General features: G+C 55.4%; 17 protein-coding genes. 5 read left to right on the forward strand and 12 right to left on the reverse strand.

Annotated elements, in window-relative coordinates:
* Nucleotides 1-36: 36 nt before the first annotated feature.
* The 4 genes from A4308_RS19545 to A4308_RS19560 all read right to left on the reverse strand — a co-directional run bounded on the left by A4308_RS19545 (nucleotide 37) and on the right by A4308_RS19560 (nucleotide 4,397).
* Nucleotides 37-552 carry a protein disulfide oxidoreductase gene (locus A4308_RS19545; RefSeq protein WP_023330906.1) on the reverse strand — a complete coding sequence of 172 codons (516 nt, stop codon included), beginning with the start codon at nucleotides 550-552 and terminating at the stop codon, nucleotides 37-39.
* A 76-nt stretch (nucleotides 553-628) separates the two neighbouring features.
* Nucleotides 629-2,809: a polysaccharide biosynthesis tyrosine autokinase gene (locus A4308_RS19550; protein ID WP_049011387.1), complete on the reverse strand. Its 2,181-nt coding sequence runs from the start codon at nucleotides 2,807-2,809 to the stop codon at nucleotides 629-631.
* A complete protein-coding gene (locus A4308_RS19555) occupies nucleotides 2,809-3,258 on the reverse strand; it encodes an arsenate reductase/protein-tyrosine-phosphatase family protein (RefSeq protein WP_023330908.1) in 450 nt (149 codons plus the stop codon). The genes A4308_RS19550 and A4308_RS19555 overlap by 1 nt, the downstream gene beginning before the upstream one ends.
* Nucleotides 3,258-4,397: a polysaccharide export protein gene (locus tag A4308_RS19560; RefSeq protein ID WP_023330909.1), complete on the reverse strand. Its 1,140-nt coding sequence runs from the start codon at nucleotides 4,395-4,397 to the stop codon at nucleotides 3,258-3,260. The genes A4308_RS19555 and A4308_RS19560 overlap by 1 nt, the downstream gene beginning before the upstream one ends.
* Before the next feature lie 477 nt (nucleotides 4,398-4,874).
* On the opposite strand from A4308_RS19560, the gene A4308_RS19565 reads away from it, so the two are divergent.
* Together A4308_RS19565 and A4308_RS19570 are read left to right on the forward strand one after the other, a co-directional pair.
* Complete coding sequence (locus A4308_RS19565; RefSeq protein ID WP_008500887.1) at nucleotides 4,875-5,207, forward strand: RcnB family protein; 333 nt, start codon at nucleotides 4,875-4,877, stop codon at nucleotides 5,205-5,207.
* Nucleotides 5,182-5,637: a GNAT family N-acetyltransferase gene (locus A4308_RS19570; RefSeq protein ID WP_014884539.1), complete on the forward strand. Its 456-nt coding sequence runs from the start codon at nucleotides 5,182-5,184 to the stop codon at nucleotides 5,635-5,637. The genes A4308_RS19565 and A4308_RS19570 overlap by 26 nt, the downstream gene beginning before the upstream one ends.
* Nucleotides 5,638-5,732: 95 nt before the next feature.
* On the opposite strand, the gene apbC is transcribed toward A4308_RS19570, so the two are convergent.
* Complete coding sequence (apbC, locus tag A4308_RS19575) at nucleotides 5,733-6,842, reverse strand: iron-sulfur cluster carrier protein ApbC (protein WP_023330911.1); 1,110 nt, start codon at nucleotides 6,840-6,842, stop codon at nucleotides 5,733-5,735.
* A gap of 136 nt (nucleotides 6,843-6,978) precedes the next feature.
* Here apbC and metG point away from each other — a divergent pair, with 136 nt between their 5' ends.
* Nucleotides 6,979-9,012, forward strand: coding sequence for a methionine--tRNA ligase (metG, locus tag A4308_RS19580; RefSeq protein ID WP_063308756.1), 2,034 nt, complete (start codon nucleotides 6,979-6,981; stop codon nucleotides 9,010-9,012).
* Between the two features lie 94 nt (nucleotides 9,013-9,106).
* Here metG and A4308_RS19585 read toward each other — a convergent pair whose 3' ends face one another.
* From A4308_RS19585 to A4308_RS19595, 3 genes are read right to left on the reverse strand one after another with little or no spacing between them, the layout of a single operon-like run.
* Nucleotides 9,107-9,577 (reverse strand): DUF1456 family protein, encoded by a 471-nt coding sequence (locus tag A4308_RS19585; protein ID WP_045280990.1) that lies wholly within the window; start codon nucleotides 9,575-9,577, stop codon nucleotides 9,107-9,109.
* 46 nt (nucleotides 9,578-9,623) lie between these two features.
* Entirely contained in the window at nucleotides 9,624-10,343 is a 720-nt protein-coding gene (gene btsR, locus A4308_RS19590) for a two-component system response regulator BtsR (RefSeq protein ID WP_014884543.1), read from the reverse strand.
* Nucleotides 10,337-12,022, reverse strand: a complete 1,686-nt coding sequence (locus A4308_RS19595; protein ID WP_014884544.1) for a sensor histidine kinase — start codon at nucleotides 12,020-12,022, stop codon at nucleotides 10,337-10,339. Before A4308_RS19595 ends, btsR begins: the two co-directional genes overlap by 7 nt.
* 217 nt (nucleotides 12,023-12,239) lie before the next feature.
* On the opposite strand from A4308_RS19595, the gene mlrA reads away from it, so the two are divergent.
* Both mlrA and A4308_RS22125 read left to right on the forward strand, forming a co-directional pair.
* Nucleotides 12,240-12,980, forward strand: coding sequence for an HTH-type transcriptional regulator MlrA (gene mlrA / locus A4308_RS19600; protein WP_014884545.1), 741 nt, complete (start codon nucleotides 12,240-12,242; stop codon nucleotides 12,978-12,980).
* A 69-nt stretch (nucleotides 12,981-13,049) separates the two neighbouring features.
* Complete coding sequence (locus A4308_RS22125) at nucleotides 13,050-13,163, forward strand: protein YohO (protein WP_010433613.1); 114 nt, start codon at nucleotides 13,050-13,052, stop codon at nucleotides 13,161-13,163.
* Here the strand turns inward: A4308_RS22125 and A4308_RS19605 are convergent.
* From A4308_RS19605 to osmF, 4 genes are read right to left on the reverse strand one after another with little or no spacing between them, the layout of a single operon-like run.
* Nucleotides 13,138-13,875 carry an ABC transporter permease gene (locus tag A4308_RS19605; RefSeq protein ID WP_023330914.1) on the reverse strand — a complete coding sequence of 246 codons (738 nt, stop codon included), beginning with the start codon at nucleotides 13,873-13,875 and terminating at the stop codon, nucleotides 13,138-13,140. The genes A4308_RS22125 and A4308_RS19605 overlap by 26 nt on opposite strands.
* Complete coding sequence (locus A4308_RS19610; protein ID WP_014884547.1) at nucleotides 13,859-14,809, reverse strand: ABC transporter ATP-binding protein; 951 nt, start codon at nucleotides 14,807-14,809, stop codon at nucleotides 13,859-13,861. The genes A4308_RS19605 and A4308_RS19610 overlap by 17 nt, the downstream gene beginning before the upstream one ends.
* On the reverse strand, nucleotides 14,802-15,959 hold the full coding sequence (locus A4308_RS19615; RefSeq protein ID WP_045280989.1) for an ABC transporter permease: 1,158 nt from the start codon (nucleotides 15,957-15,959) through the stop codon (nucleotides 14,802-14,804). Before A4308_RS19615 ends, A4308_RS19610 begins: the two co-directional genes overlap by 8 nt.
* A 12-nt stretch (nucleotides 15,960-15,971) precedes the next feature.
* Nucleotides 15,972-16,889, reverse strand: coding sequence for a glycine betaine ABC transporter substrate-binding protein OsmF (gene osmF, locus A4308_RS19620; RefSeq protein WP_045280988.1), 918 nt, complete (start codon nucleotides 16,887-16,889; stop codon nucleotides 15,972-15,974).
* Nucleotides 16,890-16,976 lie beyond the last annotated feature (87 nt).

Consider the following 16,976-nt stretch of genomic DNA (forward strand, 5'->3'; position numbering starts at 1 on the left):
TACAAAACCCCTCTTCCACCGGGAGAGGGGTTATTTTTACAGACCTGCCCACCACATCCTGATTTTTAATCCCCAGTAGCTCGTCCAGCCCGTTGTGGTACTGACCACATTCCCCTTCGATACAATCACCAGCGTCGGCGTTACGCTCACCTGCCACTGTTGTGACATCGCACCGTTTGCATCGTTAATCACCGGCATACTCAGGCTTTTCTTCTCGACCCAGCGAGCCAGCTTCGCATCATCACCAGAACGCATGGCAATACTGATGACGTTACCGCCCTCTTCTGCCAGCTTATCCACCGCCGGTGTCGTATAACGGCAGATGCTACACCAGGTGGCCCAGACGTAGATCAGCAGTGGCCGCTCCTGGCTGAGCGCTTCGATATCGTGGCGCTTTCCGTCAATGCTTTGCATTGGGGTGGCGCTAAAACTGGCGGGGAGTGTGGGCTTGCGGTATTGATCCACGCCCCACATCACGGCCAGCGCGAGCAAAAAGAAAATGATCCCTTCCCGCGCCCAACGGCGCAGTCGACTCAATTTACGGTTATCCATTATGACCTCTCGTTGTAACGGAGGTCATCTTAACGGGCTGTTCGGCGCGGTGCTGTAAAGAAGTGTCGCGCCACGCTTATTCCTGAGTGTAACCGTAGTCGTAGTGGCTATACCCCGAGTTGTAATAGAGCGCAGCGGATTTCACGATATCGTTGAGGATGGCGCCATTCACCTGCACGCCCGTTTGCCGCAGACGCTTCAGTGAGTGCTCGACCTCTTTACCGCTGGTTTTTCCAAAACGGGCAACCAGTAGCGTGGTGGCCGCGGCTCTGGTGATCAGCAATGCATCCGTCACGGCAAGTACGGGTGGGGTGTCGATAATGACGATGTCATAAAGTGTGTCGATCCGTGACATTACCGCCTGGAAGCGTTCACTTATGAGCAAATCAACGGGATGTGAAGGCCGGGGTCCGCAGGTCAGGACATCAAAACCGCCTTTCTCAAAGCGTTGAACCGCGTCCTGCCATTCTACGTTTCCTCCGAGCACGCTGGACAATCCAAGATGATTGTTCAGTTTGAAAATATTGTGGACATACCCCTTGCGCATATCCGCATCAATAAACAAGACTCGCTGTCCCGCCTGAGCCGCAATCGACGCCAGTGAGGTACTGACCAGGGTCTTTCCGCAGTCCTGCGTAGGGCCTGACACCACTACGATCCGGTTTGTTGCATCCATCATTGTAAAATGCAGACTGGTACGGAGCCCGCGCACCGCTTCGATAAACATATCGGTCGGCCGGTCAACTGGCAGGAAAGGTACGTTTGATGTTCTGTGTTTCCAGTGGGAAGCAAACAGGTTCCGCCTGCGCAGATGCGTCTTTTTCCAGAGCCAGACTGAACGCGGGAGCGTCGCCAGAAGCGGTATTCCCTGCATTTCAAGTTGCTCAGATGACGTAATGCCCCGCTTAAAGGCCGAACGCACGAAAACCGTTCCGGTCGAGAGCATTAACCCCATCAGCATGCCTAGCACAATAATAAGCGCTTTACGCGGTTTAATCGGAATGGGCTGCGTCACGGCCGGGTCAATGATCCGCACGTTTCCAATCGCGCTGGAGCGGGAGATATTCAGCTCCTGCTGCCGCGTCAGAAGTTGCAGGTAGATGGTACGCCCGGATTCCACGTCACGACTCAGGCGTAATATTTCCTGCTGCGTGGAGGGCATGGCTGAAACGCGTTTGTTGAGGCGCGTACGTTCCTGCTCAAGCGTTTGTTTCTTTTCCCGTAACGCGCGGTAAGTGGGGTGATCCTTCTTGAAAAGCTGAGAAACCTCTGCTTCACGGAATGTCAGCTCGTTAAGCTGGTTTTCCACATTAACAACCTGATCAAGAACCGACTTTGCCTCCAGAGACAAGTCGACAGAATCACGTTTCTCTCTGTAGGCATTGAGGCGAGCTTCAGCTTCATCCAGCTCCCGACTGATCTTCGGTAATTGAGTCTGTAAAAACGTCAGGCTCCGGGTATCTTGAGCTTCCTGACGCGCGATATTCTGACTGAGATAATTTTCAGCGATTGTATTAAGCACTCTGGCGATCTTACTGGGGTCTTCACCCGCTATGGTTAACGCGATCATACCGCTCTGTTTCGCCGATTCAGCAACCGTAAGCCTCTTTTGAATGGCGTTGATCGCTTCAAGTTTCGTGACGGTTTTGAGGATAAATTGGGTACCCGGAACCGCATCGAGGGATGTCACCAGCAGAGATACCCCATCTTTAACCAGCGCTTTTCCCACAACGCCGTCTACAGCCAGCGTCTTACCCTCAAGATGAAATCGCCCCTGGTCCTGTGCGGTGAGTAAAAGCGTTTGTGGCTCACCTTCCAGAAGCGGAATAGTCAGTGCGCCAATCGTTATTTCATCAGATTTTCGTCCCCGAATCTGTTCCCACACAGGACCGATAACAGGGAGTACGCGCCGCTTAACGTGGTATGTTAGCCCGAGTTGATCAACGGTCTCTCCCAGAATCATCCTTGATTTAAGGAGTAGAAGTTCTGGGGCGACATCAGGGGAGAGATCGGACCCGAACTGGCTTAAGCTTTTAAGTAGCGAGTTATCCTGCTTCGCCTCGACCTGCACCAGGGCATCAGCCTGATAAACTGGCGTGGCGCTAAATGCATAAATCCCCGCACATACCGTGAACAGGAGTGTGATACACGCAATCATGATCCGGTGATCAAACATCTCAGCAAGCAACTGAATGAGATCGATTTCATTATTCTGCGGTGTCGCAGCACCAAATTTGTCTGATTTAGAAGACGACATTACTGCTTCATTCCTTGTTGACTCAAACGACGAGCCCATTCCTGACTGGCTTTTCCCAATTGGTTGAAAACATATTCGAAGGCTTCACGACTTTTATGATACGGGTCGGGAATGTCCTTGGTTTCCAGCCATTGTCCAAATAGCAGCGATTTTCCCCGGTTCTCCGGGGCCATAGTGGCGATAAAACGAAGGTGTTTCGGCTCCATCACCAGAATCAAATCGGATTTTTGTAACAGGCTACGCGTCACCTTGCGGGCAACATGCCCCTCCAGCGAAATACCATGACGCCAGGCCACGGCCTGCGCAGCGGCATCCGCCGGGCATCCTTCGAGACCGAAAATACCTGCCGAGGTCACCTGCCTGCCGGGTAACTGCTGGCGCAACAGCCGTTCACCCATTGGCGAACGGCAAATATTGCCTGTGCAAACCACTAAGATTGAATTGAACATTATTGCGGCCACGATCTGATATAGCGGACGGTTTCGGTCAGATCGTGAACACCTGTGATAGTCGGCACCAGTTGGGTAATGACGCGATTCCAGCGTGAAAGCGGTGCGGTGGTCACATAGACAATGTCATACGGCTCCAGCTGAAATTCCGTGCTTAGCACCATGGCTGACGCATCTTCTGCATTCAGTTGATAGATGTTGGCAATTTTGTCCGCGTCGCCTTTTTTCGCTACCTGTCGAATAACAAAAATGCCGGTGGCATCGGCCATGTTCTGGTTTAAGCCGCCAGCATTTCCCAGCGCTTCGGCCAGCGTCATGCCGCTACGATCCATTTTAAGGGTGCTCTGTTTAACCACCTCCCCCATCACGAACACTTTCAGCGCGTCGTTTCGGGGAACAAACAAGATATCGCCAGGATAAAGCAGCTTGTTTTGCGTTAAATCGCCGTGCTGCATCAGGGCATAGAGGGAAAGACGTGAGTCCTGACCATTATGCGTGAGTACCACATTCCGCCAGTCGGCATCCGCAGATAGCCCACCAGCAGCGTTGACTGCATCCATCACCGTCAGTGGAATATTGGTAATGGGCTGCTGGCCCGATTTCTCTACCTCACCAGTGATATAGGCTTTTTGCGAACGGAAGGAGGCTATGCTGACATCCACCTGAGGGCTCTCAATGACCTTATCCAGTCGCGCGGTAATCTCTTCACGTATCTGTGAAACTGTTTTGCCCGCTACGTGCAGCTTACCGACATAGGGGTAAAAAAGCGTACCGTCGGCGTTGACCCAGTTGCCCGCATCGCTCGCGCTACGATACTGCCCGGCAGGCGTCGTTAATTCAGGGTGATCCCAGACGGTGACCGTCAGGATGTCGCCTGTGCCAATACGGTATTCCCAGTTTTTGAGCTGCTCATCCAGATTAGGATTCGCCTGAGATTTCGACACGGGCGGACGCAGTTTTTCAATCAACCCAGGGGTCACTGGAAAAATTTCTACACGTTTATCCAGTTGATGATTAATTTCTTCACTCGGCGTAACTTTTTTTCCAGACAGACTTAAGTGCTGACCCGGTGAAAATACACACCCTGTTAACTGGCTAAGAAAAAGAAATAATAGTGGGAATGCAGTTGTGTTTTTCATTTATATAAAATGTTGATTTATCGTTGCGCCAGGCGTTACATCTGCAAAAAGAATGCAACTAACACCATGAAATATAATTAGTTATTATTTTAATGGCATTACCATGAAATTCTAAAAAACGAATACATTCGCTTTAAAAAACTGAGCCAATGCACAATCGTCTAATAAAATCAAAAGTAATATCACTTCATCCGAAGGATGATACTAAAGGGTATTCCTCAGTAAAGCATTCGCTTAACCGCGCAATTTTGATGCTAAAAGTTATTTTCAGAATAGATTAATAAAAATAACAAATATTAGTAATGGTAAATATCGACCACACAAATAAGACCCACACGGTTCGACTACACAAAACTGTCCATTTTTGTTACATTTTTTTCATACACGGCTTGCGTTGATCCTTAAAATGGACTGTCTGCCTTGCTTCATACGCGCGCCCGCAGACAAAACATCTGTAACGATATCACTGGAGAAAAAATGGCTAAGCGTAAATTGCTGCTTCTGGGTGTATTACTGTCTCTGGCGGGATCCGCATTTTCTGCCCCGCAAACCGCCGCTGCGCCATCAGGCATCAAAGCCTATGAGGAACAAGAGTTCATCGCTGATTTCACTAAGTTCAAAATCGGCGATACCGCACCGGCGCAGTATCAAACGCCCGAATACACCATCAAACAGTATCAGTTGCGTAACCTGCCGGCACCGGATGCAGGGACCCACTGGACCTACATGGGCGAAAACTACGTCCTGATTGGCGATGCAGATGGCAAAATCTACAAAGCCTATAATGGGGATATCTTCTATCATCGCTGATACGATCGTCATCCGTCCGTGGCAGGAGAGCGATCGGCCTTTCCTGCGCACGCTCTATCTCCACGCCCGACGCGATGCCTGGCCCTGGCTTGATGACTCTGGCTGGCATCTGGAAGATTTCGACGCCGCTACCCGGGACGAAGCCATCTGGGTTGCGGAGCAGGACGGCCATCGCCTGGGGTTTGCTTCCGTCTGGACCAACGATAATTTTCTGCACAACCTGTTTGTTGATCCGCAGTATCAGAGCCTGGGTGTCGGACATCTGTTACTTGAGCACGTACAGAAAACGTTTACCAGCACGGGTGCACTGAAGTGTCTGGTGAAGAACAGGCGGGCTATTGCGTTTTACCAGCGACATGGCTGGCACATTGAGGCAACGGGTGATTCTCCGGACGGAGAGTACTATCTGATGCATTATCGGCTGAGTTAACGTCGGGTGGCGGCTTAGCCTTACCCGACCTACGTGATGGTGCCATTTGTAGGCCGGGTAAGCGAAGCGCCACCCGGCATTAAAGTGCAGAGGAGTTACACCGCGCGGAACGCGATTTCGCTCGGAATGACTTCGCCCTGCCAGTAAAGCTGCGCCGCAACGCGCCCCGCCAGCTGACGATACATATCCGCAAATTCGCTGTCCGGACGGCTAACAACCGTCGGTTTTCCGCTGTCCAGATCTTCGCGCAGGGTGATATGCAGCGGCATCTGACCCAGCAGTTGGGTATGATACTGTTCGGCCAGCTTTTCTGCGCCACCGGTACCAAAGATTGGCTCGTGGTGCCCACAGTTGCTGCAGATGTGCATGCTCATGTTCTCAACGATACCAAGTACCGGCACCTCCACTTTTTCGAACATGACGATGCCTTTTTTGGCGTCGATCAGCGCGATGTCCTGCGGTGTGGTCACCACCACAGCGCCCGTTACCGGAATGTTCTGCGCCAGCGTCAGCTGGATATCACCAGTACCCGGCGGCATATCCAGCACCAGATAATCGAGATCCGGCCACATGGTTTCCTGCAGCATCTGCATCAGCGCTTTGCTGGCCATCGGGCCGCGCCAGACCATGGCGTTATCGTCAGTCACCAGGTAACCGATTGAGTTGGTCGCCAGCCCATGCGCCACGATCGGCGCCATATGCGTACCGTCCGGCGAGGTTGGACGCTGGTTTTCCGCACCCAGCATGTTTGGAATGGACGGACCATAGATATCGGCATCGAGAATACCCACCTTCGCCCCTTCCGCCGCCAGCGCAAGCGCCAGGTTTACTGCGGTAGACGATTTGCCCACCCCGCCTTTACCTGAGCTCACGGCGATGATGTTTTTCACACCGTTCACGCCAGGCTGATTCTTCACACGCTTCAGCGTGGCGATGCTGTGGCTCAGCTTCCAGTCGATCGCTTTCGCTCCGGTAATGCGCAGCAGCTCAGAGCTGGTCTGCTCTTTCAGCGCATCAAAGGCGGTGCTCCAGACGAAGGGCATCTGCAGCTCAATGTGCAGCGTATCGTCCAGCCACGCAACGTGGTGTAACGCTTTCAGCGTCGTAAGATTATGTTTCAGGGTTGGATGCTGAAAGTTAGCCAGCGTCCCGGCGACCATTGCTCGTAAGGCTTCCGGTGATTTGGCCTGGGATTGAGAACTCATCCCGACTCCTTTGTTCTTGTGAATAAGACCTTAGACAACAAGTTTACCTGAAAGGCCGCGGTTTGTGCTTACTTAATAATGCCCCTTTTGGTAATATCGAAAACCCTTTTCACAGTTAAAAGAAGTAATGCCTACTATGACTCAAGTCGCGAAAAAAATTCTGGTAACGTGCGCCCTGCCGTACGCCAACGGCTCAATCCACCTCGGCCACATGCTGGAGCATATCCAGGCTGATGTCTGGGTCCGTTACCAGCGAATGCGCGGCCACGAGGTAAACTTCATCTGTGCAGACGATGCTCACGGCACGCCGATCATGCTGAAAGCGCAGCAGCTGGGTATCTCCCCGGAGCAGATGATTGCCGAAATGAGTCAGGAGCATCAGACCGATTTTGCTGGCTTTGACATCAGCTATGACAACTATCACTCCACCCACAGCGACGAGAACCGTGAGCTGTCGGAGCTAATATACACGCGTCTGAAAGAGAACGATTTTATCAAAAACCGCACCATCTCTCAGCTGTACGATCCGGAAAAAGGCATGTTCCTGCCGGACCGTTTCGTCAAAGGCACCTGCCCGAAATGCAAATCACCGGATCAGTACGGCGATAACTGCGAAGTGTGTGGCGCAACCTACAGCCCGACTGAGCTTATCGAGCCGAAATCCGTGGTGTCCGGCGCTACGCCTGTGATGCGTGATTCCGAGCACTTCTTCTTTGACCTGCCATCCTTCAGCGAAATGCTGCAGGCGTGGACCCGCAGCGGCGCGCTGCAGGAGCAGGTGGCGAACAAGATGCAGGAGTGGTTCGAATCCGGTCTGCAACAGTGGGATATCTCCCGCGATGCGCCGTACTTCGGCTTCGAAATCCCGAACGCACCGGGCAAATACTTCTATGTCTGGCTGGACGCACCCATCGGCTACATGGGCTCCTTCAAGAACCTGTGCGACAAGCGTGGCGACACCGTCAGCTTCGACGAATACTGGAAGAAAGATTCCACTGCCGAGCTGTATCACTTCATCGGTAAAGACATCGTTTACTTCCACAGTCTGTTCTGGCCGGCAATGCTGGAAGGCAGCAACTTCCGCAAGCCGACCAACCTGTTCGTGCACGGCTACGTGACGGTTAACGGCGCGAAGATGTCTAAATCTCGCGGGACGTTCATTAAAGCCAGCACCTGGCTGAACCACTTCGACGCGGATAGCCTGCGCTACTACTACACGGCGAAGCTCTCCTCTCGCATCGACGACATTGACCTGAACCTGGAAGATTTCGTCCAGCGCGTGAACGCAGACATCGTCAACAAGGTGGTGAACCTGGCGTCCCGTAACGCAGGCTTTATCGCCAAACGCTTTGACGGCGTGCTCTCCGCAGAGCTGGCCGATCCTGAGCTGTATAAAACCTTCACTGACGCCGCCGCTGCGGTTGGCGAAGCGTGGGAAAGCCGTGAATTCGGTAAAGCCATTCGTGAAATCATGGCGCTGGCTGATGTTGCCAACCGCTATGTAGACGAGCAGGCGCCATGGGTGGTTGCCAAACAGGAAGGCCGCGACGCCGACCTGCAGGCGATCTGCACCATGGGTCTGAACATGTTCCGCGTGCTGATGACCTGGCTGAAACCGGTTCTGCCGCAGCTGGCCGCGCGTGCTGAAGCCTTCCTGAACACCGAACTGACCTGGGATGCTATCCAGCAGCCGCTGCTCAGCCACAAGGTGAACACCTTCAAAGCGTTGTATAACCGCATTGAGATGAAGCAGGTTGAAGCCCTGGTCGAAGCCTCTAAAGAAGAGGTGAAGGCCGCTACAGCACCGGTGACCGGCCCGCTGGCGGACGATCCGATTCAGGAAACCATCACCTTTGACGATTTCGCCAAAGTTGACCTGCGCGTAGCGCTGATTGAAAACGCGGAATTCGTGGAAGGCTCTGACAAGCTGCTGCGCCTGACGCTGGATCTGGGCGGCGAGAAGCGCAACGTCTTCTCCGGAATCCGTTCAGCCTACCCGGATCCACAGGTGCTGATTGGCCGTCAGACCGTGATGGTGGCGAACCTGGCACCGCGTAAAATGCGCTTCGGCATCTCTGAGGGGATGGTGATGGCCGCAGGCCCCGGCGGGAAAGACATTTTCCTGTTAAGCCCTGACGAAGGCGCGAAGCCGGGTCAGCAGGTGAAATAACAAAAAAGCCGGAGATTATCTCCGGCTTTTTTGTTCTCCCTCTCCCTGTGGGAGAGGGTCGGGGTGAGGGCATCAGGCCGCACCCATGCCGTCTTTACGCTTTAGGGTGATGCACCCGGTGGGTCAGCCCGCGCAGAAAATTACGCAGAAACTGATCGCCGCACTCGCGGTAGTTTTTGTGGTCCGGCGCGCGCATCATGGCAGTCACTTCCGGCACGGATACGCGGTATTTTTGCTCCGTCATGATCGCCACAATATCGTCCGTTTTCAGCGAGAACGCGATGCGCAGCTTTTTCAGTACCGTGTTGTTGTTCACGCGACGCTCCAGCGCCATCTCCGGGGCGGACTCATCTTTGCCACGCTTGTCATAAATCAGACCATTCAGGAAACCCGACAAAATGATGTCGGGGCAGCGCACGAAGCCCTCTTCATCCTCTTTGGTCATCCAGGTGTCAAAACCTGCAGACGTGGATTCCATGTCGGACAGTGCAAGAATGCGCACCATGTCGTTGTTGTTTGCTTTCAGGGTGTAGCGCAGGCTACGGAGAATATCGTTACTGAGCATAGAGCCTTCGAATGTCGATGATGCAATGGCGCGCAGTGTACCAGCTTTACAGGCCAATCGCCTCTTTCAAACTTTTCAGATAGCGGCGGCTGACGGGAACAGTCTGCCCGGCGCGCAGGACCAGCTCGGCCTGGCCGTTGTCTTCCAGGCGGATCTCTTTCAGATGCGCCATGTTCACCAGATACTGGCGATGACAGCGGATCAGCGGCGTGCGGCTCTCCAGCGTGCGCAGAGTCAGTTCGGTAAATCCTTCATTTCCCTCTGCACTGGTGACAAACACGCCGCTCAGTCGGCTACTCACGAAGGCCACATCATCCATCTGCAAAAGATAGATTCGGCTGTGCCCGGTGCACGGGATAAATTTCAGCGGCTGCTGGTTCTCTGGCAGCAGCGTGACATCCTGGACGGTTCGCTCCTGGCGTAACCGGTTCAGGGTCTTTTCCAGCCGCTTCTCTTCAATCGGCTTGAGTAAATAATCAAACGCGTGCTCCTCAAAAGCCTTAACGGCATACTCGTCGAAGGCCGTCAGAAACACGATGTAGGGACGATGCGCCGGGTCGAGCATACCCACCATCTCCAGCCCGCTGATACGCGGCATTTGAATGTCGAGGAACAGCACGTCAGGGCGCAACTTATGCACGGCACCAATGGCCTCAATGGCGTTCGCACACTCTCCCACAACCTCAATATCTGGCTGCTCCTGCAGCAGAACGCGCAGGTTTTCCCGTGCCAGCGGCTCATCATCCACAATCAGCACTCTTAACATGCGTTTTCCTCCAGCGGCAGTCGAACGGTAATACGGGTAAATCGGTCCGGCTCACAGGCCACGGTAATACCGCAGTCGTCGCCAAAGTGGGCACGCAGACGTTTATCCACCAGGCTCATCCCTAGCCCGCCCGACGTGGAAGGCTGATAAAGCCCGGCATTATCTTCAATATCCAGCACCAGATGATGGTTAAAACGGCTGGCAGCAATCGTGATCTCTCCGATCCCGAGCAGCTGCGAAGTTCCATGTTTGATGGCATTTTCCACGATAGGCTGCAGGGTAAAGGCCGGAAGATGCTGATACGCCAGGTCATCCGGGACGGAAAGCGACACCTGCAGGCGAGACTGGAAACGCGCCTGCTCAATCTGCAGATAGGCGTTCACGTGCTCAATCTCATCGGACAGGGTCACTATCTCTGACGGACGTTTCAGGTTCTTGCGGAAAAAGGTCGACAGAAACTGCACCAGCTGCGCGGCCTGATCGCTGTCGCGGCGGATCACCGCTTTAAGCGTGTTCAGGGCATTAAACAGGAAATGCGGATTAACCTGCGCATGCAGGAGCTTAATCTCAGACTGCGTTAACAGGGCTTTCTGCCGTTCATACTGCCCGGCGAGGATTTGCGCTGACAGCAGCTGAGCGATCCCCTCCCCCAGCGTGCGGTTGATGGAGCTGAACAGGCGGTTTTTCGCCTCATACAGCTTGATGGTGCCCATCACCCGCTGATTTTCACCGCGCAGCGGAATGACCAGCGTGGAGCCCAGCTTACACTGCGGATGCAGCGAGCAGCGATAAGGCACTTCGTTACCATCGGCATACACTACTTCGCCGGTTTCAATGGCCCGCAGCGTATAGGTTGAGGAGATAGGTTTGCCCGGCAGATGGTGATCGTCTCCGGTGCCGGTAAACGCCAGCAGCTTTTCGCGATCGGTGATGGCGACCGCGCCGATATCGAGCTCTTTGTAAAGCACCTGCGCCACCTTCATGCTGTTCTCCTCGTTGAACCCCTGGCGCAGGATCCCTTCGGTCGAGGCGGCAACCTTCAACGCCGTGGCAGAAAAGGCCGAGGTGTACTTCTCAAACATGGCGCGTTTATCAAGCAGAATGCGCATAAACAGCGCCGCGCCGACGGTGTTAGTCACCATCATCGGGGCCGCAATACTGCTGACCAGGTGCAGCGCATCGTCAAAGGGACGGGCAATCAGCAGGATGATCGCCATCTGCGCCATTTCGGCCACAAAGGTGATCGCCCCGGCAGTGAGCGGGCTAAAAACTTTATCCGGGCGGCCACGCTTGATCATGTAGCTGTGTACCAGGCCGCCAAGCAGCCCTTCCACGATCGTAGAGATCATACAGCTGAGCGCCGTCATCCCGCCCATGGAATAACGATGCAGCCCGCCGGTTAACCCCACAAGGCCACCGACGACGGGGCCGCCAAGCAGCCCGCCCATCACCGCGCCGATCGCGCGCGTATTGGCGATAGAATCTTCGATATGAAGACCAAAATAAGTCCCCATTATGCAAAAAATAGAGAAGGTGACGTAGCAGAGCAGCTTATGCGGCAGACGTACGGTGACCTGCATCAGCGGGATAAAAAGACGCGTTTTGCTCATCAGCCAGGCGATGACCAGAAACACGCACATCTGCTGAAGCAACAGCAGCACCAGATTAAACTCGTACATACTCAAAACCGCACACGCTAAAAACGCGTAACATACACTGTTGCAGGTTTGCTTTCTTTGAAGCATCCCAAAAAAGCGCAAAATCGTGTCCGTTATCACACCTTTTTCCGATCATCGCGCATCCTTCGCATTATTTGTTCAAAAATCAATCAATCCTTCCTGGTTCGGCAAAGTGGGTCTACAGTTAAGCTGGGAACGCGTAAGCCAGGGGGCAAATATGGCGCTTTACACGATAGGTGAAGTGGCACTCCTTTGTGATATCAATCCCGTTACCCTACGGGCGTGGCAGCGACGGTATGGATTGCTTAAACCGCAGAGAACGGACGGCGGACATCGCCTTTTCAACGATGCCGATATTGACCGGATCCGCGAAATTAAAAGCTGGATAGACAACGGCGTGCAGGTCGGTAAAGTGAAGTCCTTGCTGAGCCACGACGACCCGGACACGCAGCACCTCTGGCGCGAACAGCAGGAAACCCTGCTGCGGCTCCTGCAGGCGGGTAATGTGCAGCGCCTGCGCGCATGGATCAAAGAGCAGGGTCGCGATTATCCGGCACAGACGCTCATCGCCCATCTTTTCATTCCGCTCCGCCGACGCCTGCAATGCCAGCAGTCCACCCTGCAGGCGCTGCTCAGCATGCTCGACGGCGTGCTGATTAACTACATTGCCGTCTGCCTCGCCTCGGCGAAGAACAAGGCCGGAAAAGATGCGCTGGTGGTCGGCTGGAACGTGCACGACACCACCCGCCTGTGGCTGGAAGCGTGGATTGCCACCCAACAGGGCTGGCGCGTGGATGTCCTTGCGCACTCCCTGGCGCAGCTTAAGCCTGAGTTTTTCGACGGCCAGACTCTGCTGGTCTGGTGTGGCGAAGTGCCGTCCGCCACGCAGCAACAGCTGCTGACGGAATGGCGTGAGAATGGGTATCCGGTTTATTCCCTTGGCCCGGATGAGCCATAACGGCATTTAATGGTTCATTAACAGCTGCGCTTCACCGTATAATTGTTCCGTTAACAACAGGAGCACATGATGAAGGCAACCAAACTGGCCGTGATTACCCTTTTTGTCCTGATGGCCGTAAGCGGTATCGGCGGCGTAATGCTGGCAGGGTACTCGTTTATTGTTCGTGGCGGTGTCGGCTGAGGTACATCGCCAGCCGCTCAAAAAGGCGGTCGACGACGATAGCCGCCAGCGCGACCAGCACCGCTCCCTGCACAATATAAGCCGTGTTAAACCCGCTTAAGCCGATAATGATCGGCGTTCCCAGCGTATTGGCCCCCACCGTAGACGCAATGGTCGCCGTCCCGATGTTAATAATCACCGACGTGCGGATCCCGGCAATAATAACCGGTGCTGCAAGCGGCAGTTCCACCTTGCGCAGCCGCTGCCAGCGACTCATCCCCATCCCTTCTGCCACGCTTAACACCGATGCCGGGACAGCCGCAATACCCGCCAGCGTGCCCTGCAGAATGGGCAACACCCCGTATAAAATCAGCGCTATAAGCGCAGGCTGCTGACCAAATCCCATGACCGGCACCGCAATGGCCAGCACCGCCACCGGCGGAAACGTCTGTCCAATAGCCGCGATGGTTTCCACCAGTGGACGAAACTCCCGCCCGGCAGGCCGGGTCACCGCGATACCCGCACCTGTGCCCAGCACAATCGCGACAGTGCTGGAGAGCGCCACCAGCCAGAGATGCGCCACGGCGAGATTAATAAAGCTCTCCTGCTGGTACACCGGGCGCGGCAGCCCAGGGAAAAGTGCGCTGAACAGTACCGCGCTGTGAGGCATCAAAAACAGTAAGGCGACAAACAGCGCTACCAGCCAGAGGAGCGGATCACGCAGAGCCTTCACGCGTCACCTCCCCGGCCAGCAGATCGCGAAAATGTAAGCTTCCGCACGGTGCCCCCCGGGCATCCGAAACGGGTAGCACTTCACACTGGCGCGCCACAAACGCGGAGAGAGCATCCCGCAGGGTCATTTGCGCCTGTAGCGGTTCACCGGCGAGCGACGTATCCTGTCGACGCATATAGTCACCGACCGTGCGCAGGGAGAGCAACCTGACGCCCAGCTCGCTGCGGCCAAAAAACTCACGCACAAAGTCGTTCTTCGGGCTGGTCAGCAGCGCGAGCGGCGCGCCCTGCTGCACCACTTCGCCGTGATCCATCAGGACCAGATGGTCAGCCAGACGCAGAGCTTCATCAATATCGTGCGTCACGAGGACAATCGTCCTTCCGAGAATGCGGTGAATACGGGTCATTTCCGTCTGCAGCGCCCCGCGCGTCACCGGATCCAGCGCACCAAAGGGTTCGTCCATCAGCAACACCTGCGGATTGGCCGCCAGCGCGCGCGCCACGCCCACGCGCTGCTGCTGCCCACCGGAAAGCTGGTGCGGATAGCGGTCGCGCAGGGCAGGCTCTAACCCCAGCAGAGACATCAGTTCCTCCACCCGGTCAGCCGTTTTAGCCCGCGACCATTTCTCCAGCTGCAGCACAGTGGCAATGTTTTGCGCCACCGTCCAGTGGGGAAACAGTCCGATGGACTGAATGGCATAGCCCATCCGACGGCGCAACTCCAGCACCGGCAGACTGCGGATCTCTTCCCCGGCAAAGCGGATCAGCCCACTGTCATGCTCGACCAGACGGTTGATCATCTTCAGCGTGGTGGATTTTCCCGACCCTGACGTACCAATCAGCACGGAAAACGCGCCTTCGGCAAAGTTCAGGTTGAGATGGCTCGCCGCCGGGCGACCCGCAAAGGTTTTACTGACATCATGAAATTCAATCATTGGCGCTTCTCCTGAGCAGCGCGAGCCATAAGGCAAACAGCGCGTCGACAACCACCGCCAGCGCAATCGTGGGCACCACGCCCAGCAACACCAAATCGAGAGCACTGCTCAGCAGCCCCTGGAACACCAGCGCACCAAAGCCACCCGCGCCAATCAGCGCGGCGATCACCGCCATGCCCACGGTCTGAACGGCGACTACCCGCAGGCTGCGCAGCAGCAGGGGTAGCGCCAGCGGGAGCTGTATCTTCCAGAAACACTGCCGCGCGCTCATCCCCATGGCATGGGCGCTTTCCAGCACATCCGGCGCGACCTGGCTTAACCCCGCGACCACGCCGCGCACCAGCGGCAACAGTGCATAGAGCACCAGCGCGATAAGCGCCGGGGTTAATCCCGTTCCGGCGATGCCTGCCGCGCCCAGCACCGGAAACGACTTCACCAGCCCGGCCAGCGGGGCAATCAGCAGGCCAAACAGCGCAACGGAAGGAATCGTCTGGATGACGTTGAGCACGGCAAAAATGCCGCCCTGGCGGGAAGGATGGCGGTAACACCACATGCCCAGCGAAATCCCGAGCAGAAGCGCCGGAAGGAGCGTGCCGAAGAGGATCGTCAGGTGTTGCGCCAAGGCATCATCAAATACCTCCTGGCGGTTGGCGTACTCTTTTAACAGCGAGAGATTGTTCAGCTCCCCGCTGAACAGCAGGAACAAGGGTATACACCATATCTGCGCATTCAGTACCCAGCGCCAGACGGCACTGGAGATGAGTCGACGAATCGCATCGCTGCAGGCCAGCAAACAGAGCGCCAGCCAGAGCCAGAGGCCGCTGCCTATAGAGGTCCTCGCCAGTGGACTTTCCGCCGACGCCATATGCGTCGCCGCCAGTCCGGCACTCCAGAACAGGATAATAAACAGCCCTTCGGAGAGGAGCAGCGTCAGCCACTGCGCCGGGCGTCCCTGCCAGAGCGACAGGATCACCCACGCGCCCAGCGACGCCGCCAGCCACCCCGGCGTAAACGACCAGACCTGCCAGAGTGCTTTTCCCTCCCCCGACATCAGGCGGTTAGGGGCGACATTCACAAACGGTAACGCGACCGCCGCGATGGCCGTGCAGGCCAACAGCAGCAGTACGCGGTTATGACATTTTATTGGCACAGCCCTTTCCCGTTACTTCACAAGCCCTTGTTGTTTCAGGAAGTCGGCGGCCACTTTTTTGGCATCCAGTCCCTCGACGGCAATGCTGGCATTCAGCTGCTGCAGCGTTTTTTCATCCAGCTTTTCGAAGACCGGCTTGAGCCAGTCGGCAATCTCCGGATGGGCTTTCAGCACCGCCTCACGCACGACCGGGGTCGGGGCGTAAATCGGCTGAACGCCTTTAGGATCGGTCAGGGTCTGCAGGCCGAGCGCCGCCACCGGGCCATCGGTACCGTAGGCCATGGCCGCATTAACACCCGAGGTTTGCTGCGCTGCGGCTTTGATGGTCACCGCAGTATCCCCGCCCGCCAGAGAGAGCAGCTGCGCCTGGTCGAGTTTGAAACCGTAGGCTTTTTCGAACGCGGGCAGCGCGTCAGGACGCTCGATAAACTCTGCGGACGCCGCAAGCTTAAAATCACCCTTCTCTTTCAGGTAGCGGCTAAGATCCGTCAGTGAGGTCAGCTTACCTTTCTCCGCCACATCTTTGCGCACAGCGATGGTCCAGGTATTGTTGGCCGGAGCCGGGGTCAGCCAGATCAGTTTGTTCTGTTCCGCGTCGAGTTTTTTGACTTTCTCATACCCGGCTTTGGCGTTTTTCCATGCCGGATCGTTTTCATCTTTAAAGAAGAATGCCCCGTTGCCGGTGTATTCCGGGTAGATATCCAGTTCGCCGGAGGTAATCGCCCCGCGTACCACGGGCGTGGTGCCGAGCTGGACTTTATTGACGGTTTTCAGACCGTGGCTTTCCAGCACCTGCAAAATAATATTCCCGAGCAGCGCGCCTTCGGTATCGATCTTGGAACCCACTTTTACCGGCTCCGCCGCCTGTAACGGCACACTCAGCGCCGCCAGTAATGCCGCCGATCCCAACATCCCCTTAATAATCGTCATTCCGCTATCCTCATTTTTTTGCTGCCTTTTTCAGAGGCTTGAGAGAAAAGCGTAGCTTAAAACGGCAGAATTAACCGTCAAAATGCC

It is taken from the genome of Enterobacter sp. ODB01, from assembly GCF_001623605.1.
Classification (GTDB): Bacteria; Pseudomonadota; Gammaproteobacteria; order Enterobacterales; family Enterobacteriaceae; genus Enterobacter; species Enterobacter kobei.

Excerpts from the sequence above, each read along its gene's own strand:
- A4308_RS19545 (WP_023330906.1), bottom strand. The coding sequence starts at position 552 with ATGGATAACCGTAAATTGAGTCGACTGCGCCGTTGGGCGCGGGAAGGG.
- A4308_RS19550 (WP_049011387.1), bottom strand. The coding sequence starts at position 2,809 with ATGTCGTCTTCTAAATCAGACAAATTTGGTGCTGCGACACCGCAGAAT.
- A4308_RS19555 (WP_023330908.1), bottom strand. The coding sequence starts at position 3,258 with ATGTTCAATTCAATCTTAGTGGTTTGCACAGGCAATATTTGCCGTTCG.
- A4308_RS19560 (WP_023330909.1), bottom strand. The coding sequence starts at position 4,397 with ATGAAAAACACAACTGCATTCCCACTATTATTTCTTTTTCTTAGCCAG.
- A4308_RS19565 (WP_008500887.1), top strand. The coding sequence starts at position 4,875 with ATGGCTAAGCGTAAATTGCTGCTTCTGGGTGTATTACTGTCTCTGGCG.
- A4308_RS19570 (WP_014884539.1), top strand. The coding sequence starts at position 5,182 with ATGGGGATATCTTCTATCATCGCTGATACGATCGTCATCCGTCCGTGG.
- apbC (WP_023330911.1), bottom strand. The coding sequence starts at position 6,842 with ATGAGTTCTCAATCCCAGGCCAAATCACCGGAAGCCTTACGAGCAATG.
- metG (WP_063308756.1), top strand. The coding sequence starts at position 6,979 with ATGACTCAAGTCGCGAAAAAAATTCTGGTAACGTGCGCCCTGCCGTAC.
- A4308_RS19585 (WP_045280990.1), bottom strand. The coding sequence starts at position 9,577 with ATGCTCAGTAACGATATTCTCCGTAGCCTGCGCTACACCCTGAAAGCA.
- btsR (WP_014884543.1), bottom strand. The coding sequence starts at position 10,343 with ATGTTAAGAGTGCTGATTGTGGATGATGAGCCGCTGGCACGGGAAAAC.
- A4308_RS19595 (WP_014884544.1), bottom strand. The coding sequence starts at position 12,022 with ATGTACGAGTTTAATCTGGTGCTGCTGTTGCTTCAGCAGATGTGCGTG.
- mlrA (WP_014884545.1), top strand. The coding sequence starts at position 12,240 with ATGGCGCTTTACACGATAGGTGAAGTGGCACTCCTTTGTGATATCAAT.
- A4308_RS22125 (WP_010433613.1), top strand. The coding sequence starts at position 13,050 with ATGAAGGCAACCAAACTGGCCGTGATTACCCTTTTTGTCCTGATGGCC.
- A4308_RS19610 (WP_014884547.1), bottom strand. The coding sequence starts at position 14,809 with ATGATTGAATTTCATGATGTCAGTAAAACCTTTGCGGGTCGCCCGGCG.
- osmF (WP_045280988.1), bottom strand. The coding sequence starts at position 16,889 with ATGACGATTATTAAGGGGATGTTGGGATCGGCGGCATTACTGGCGGCG.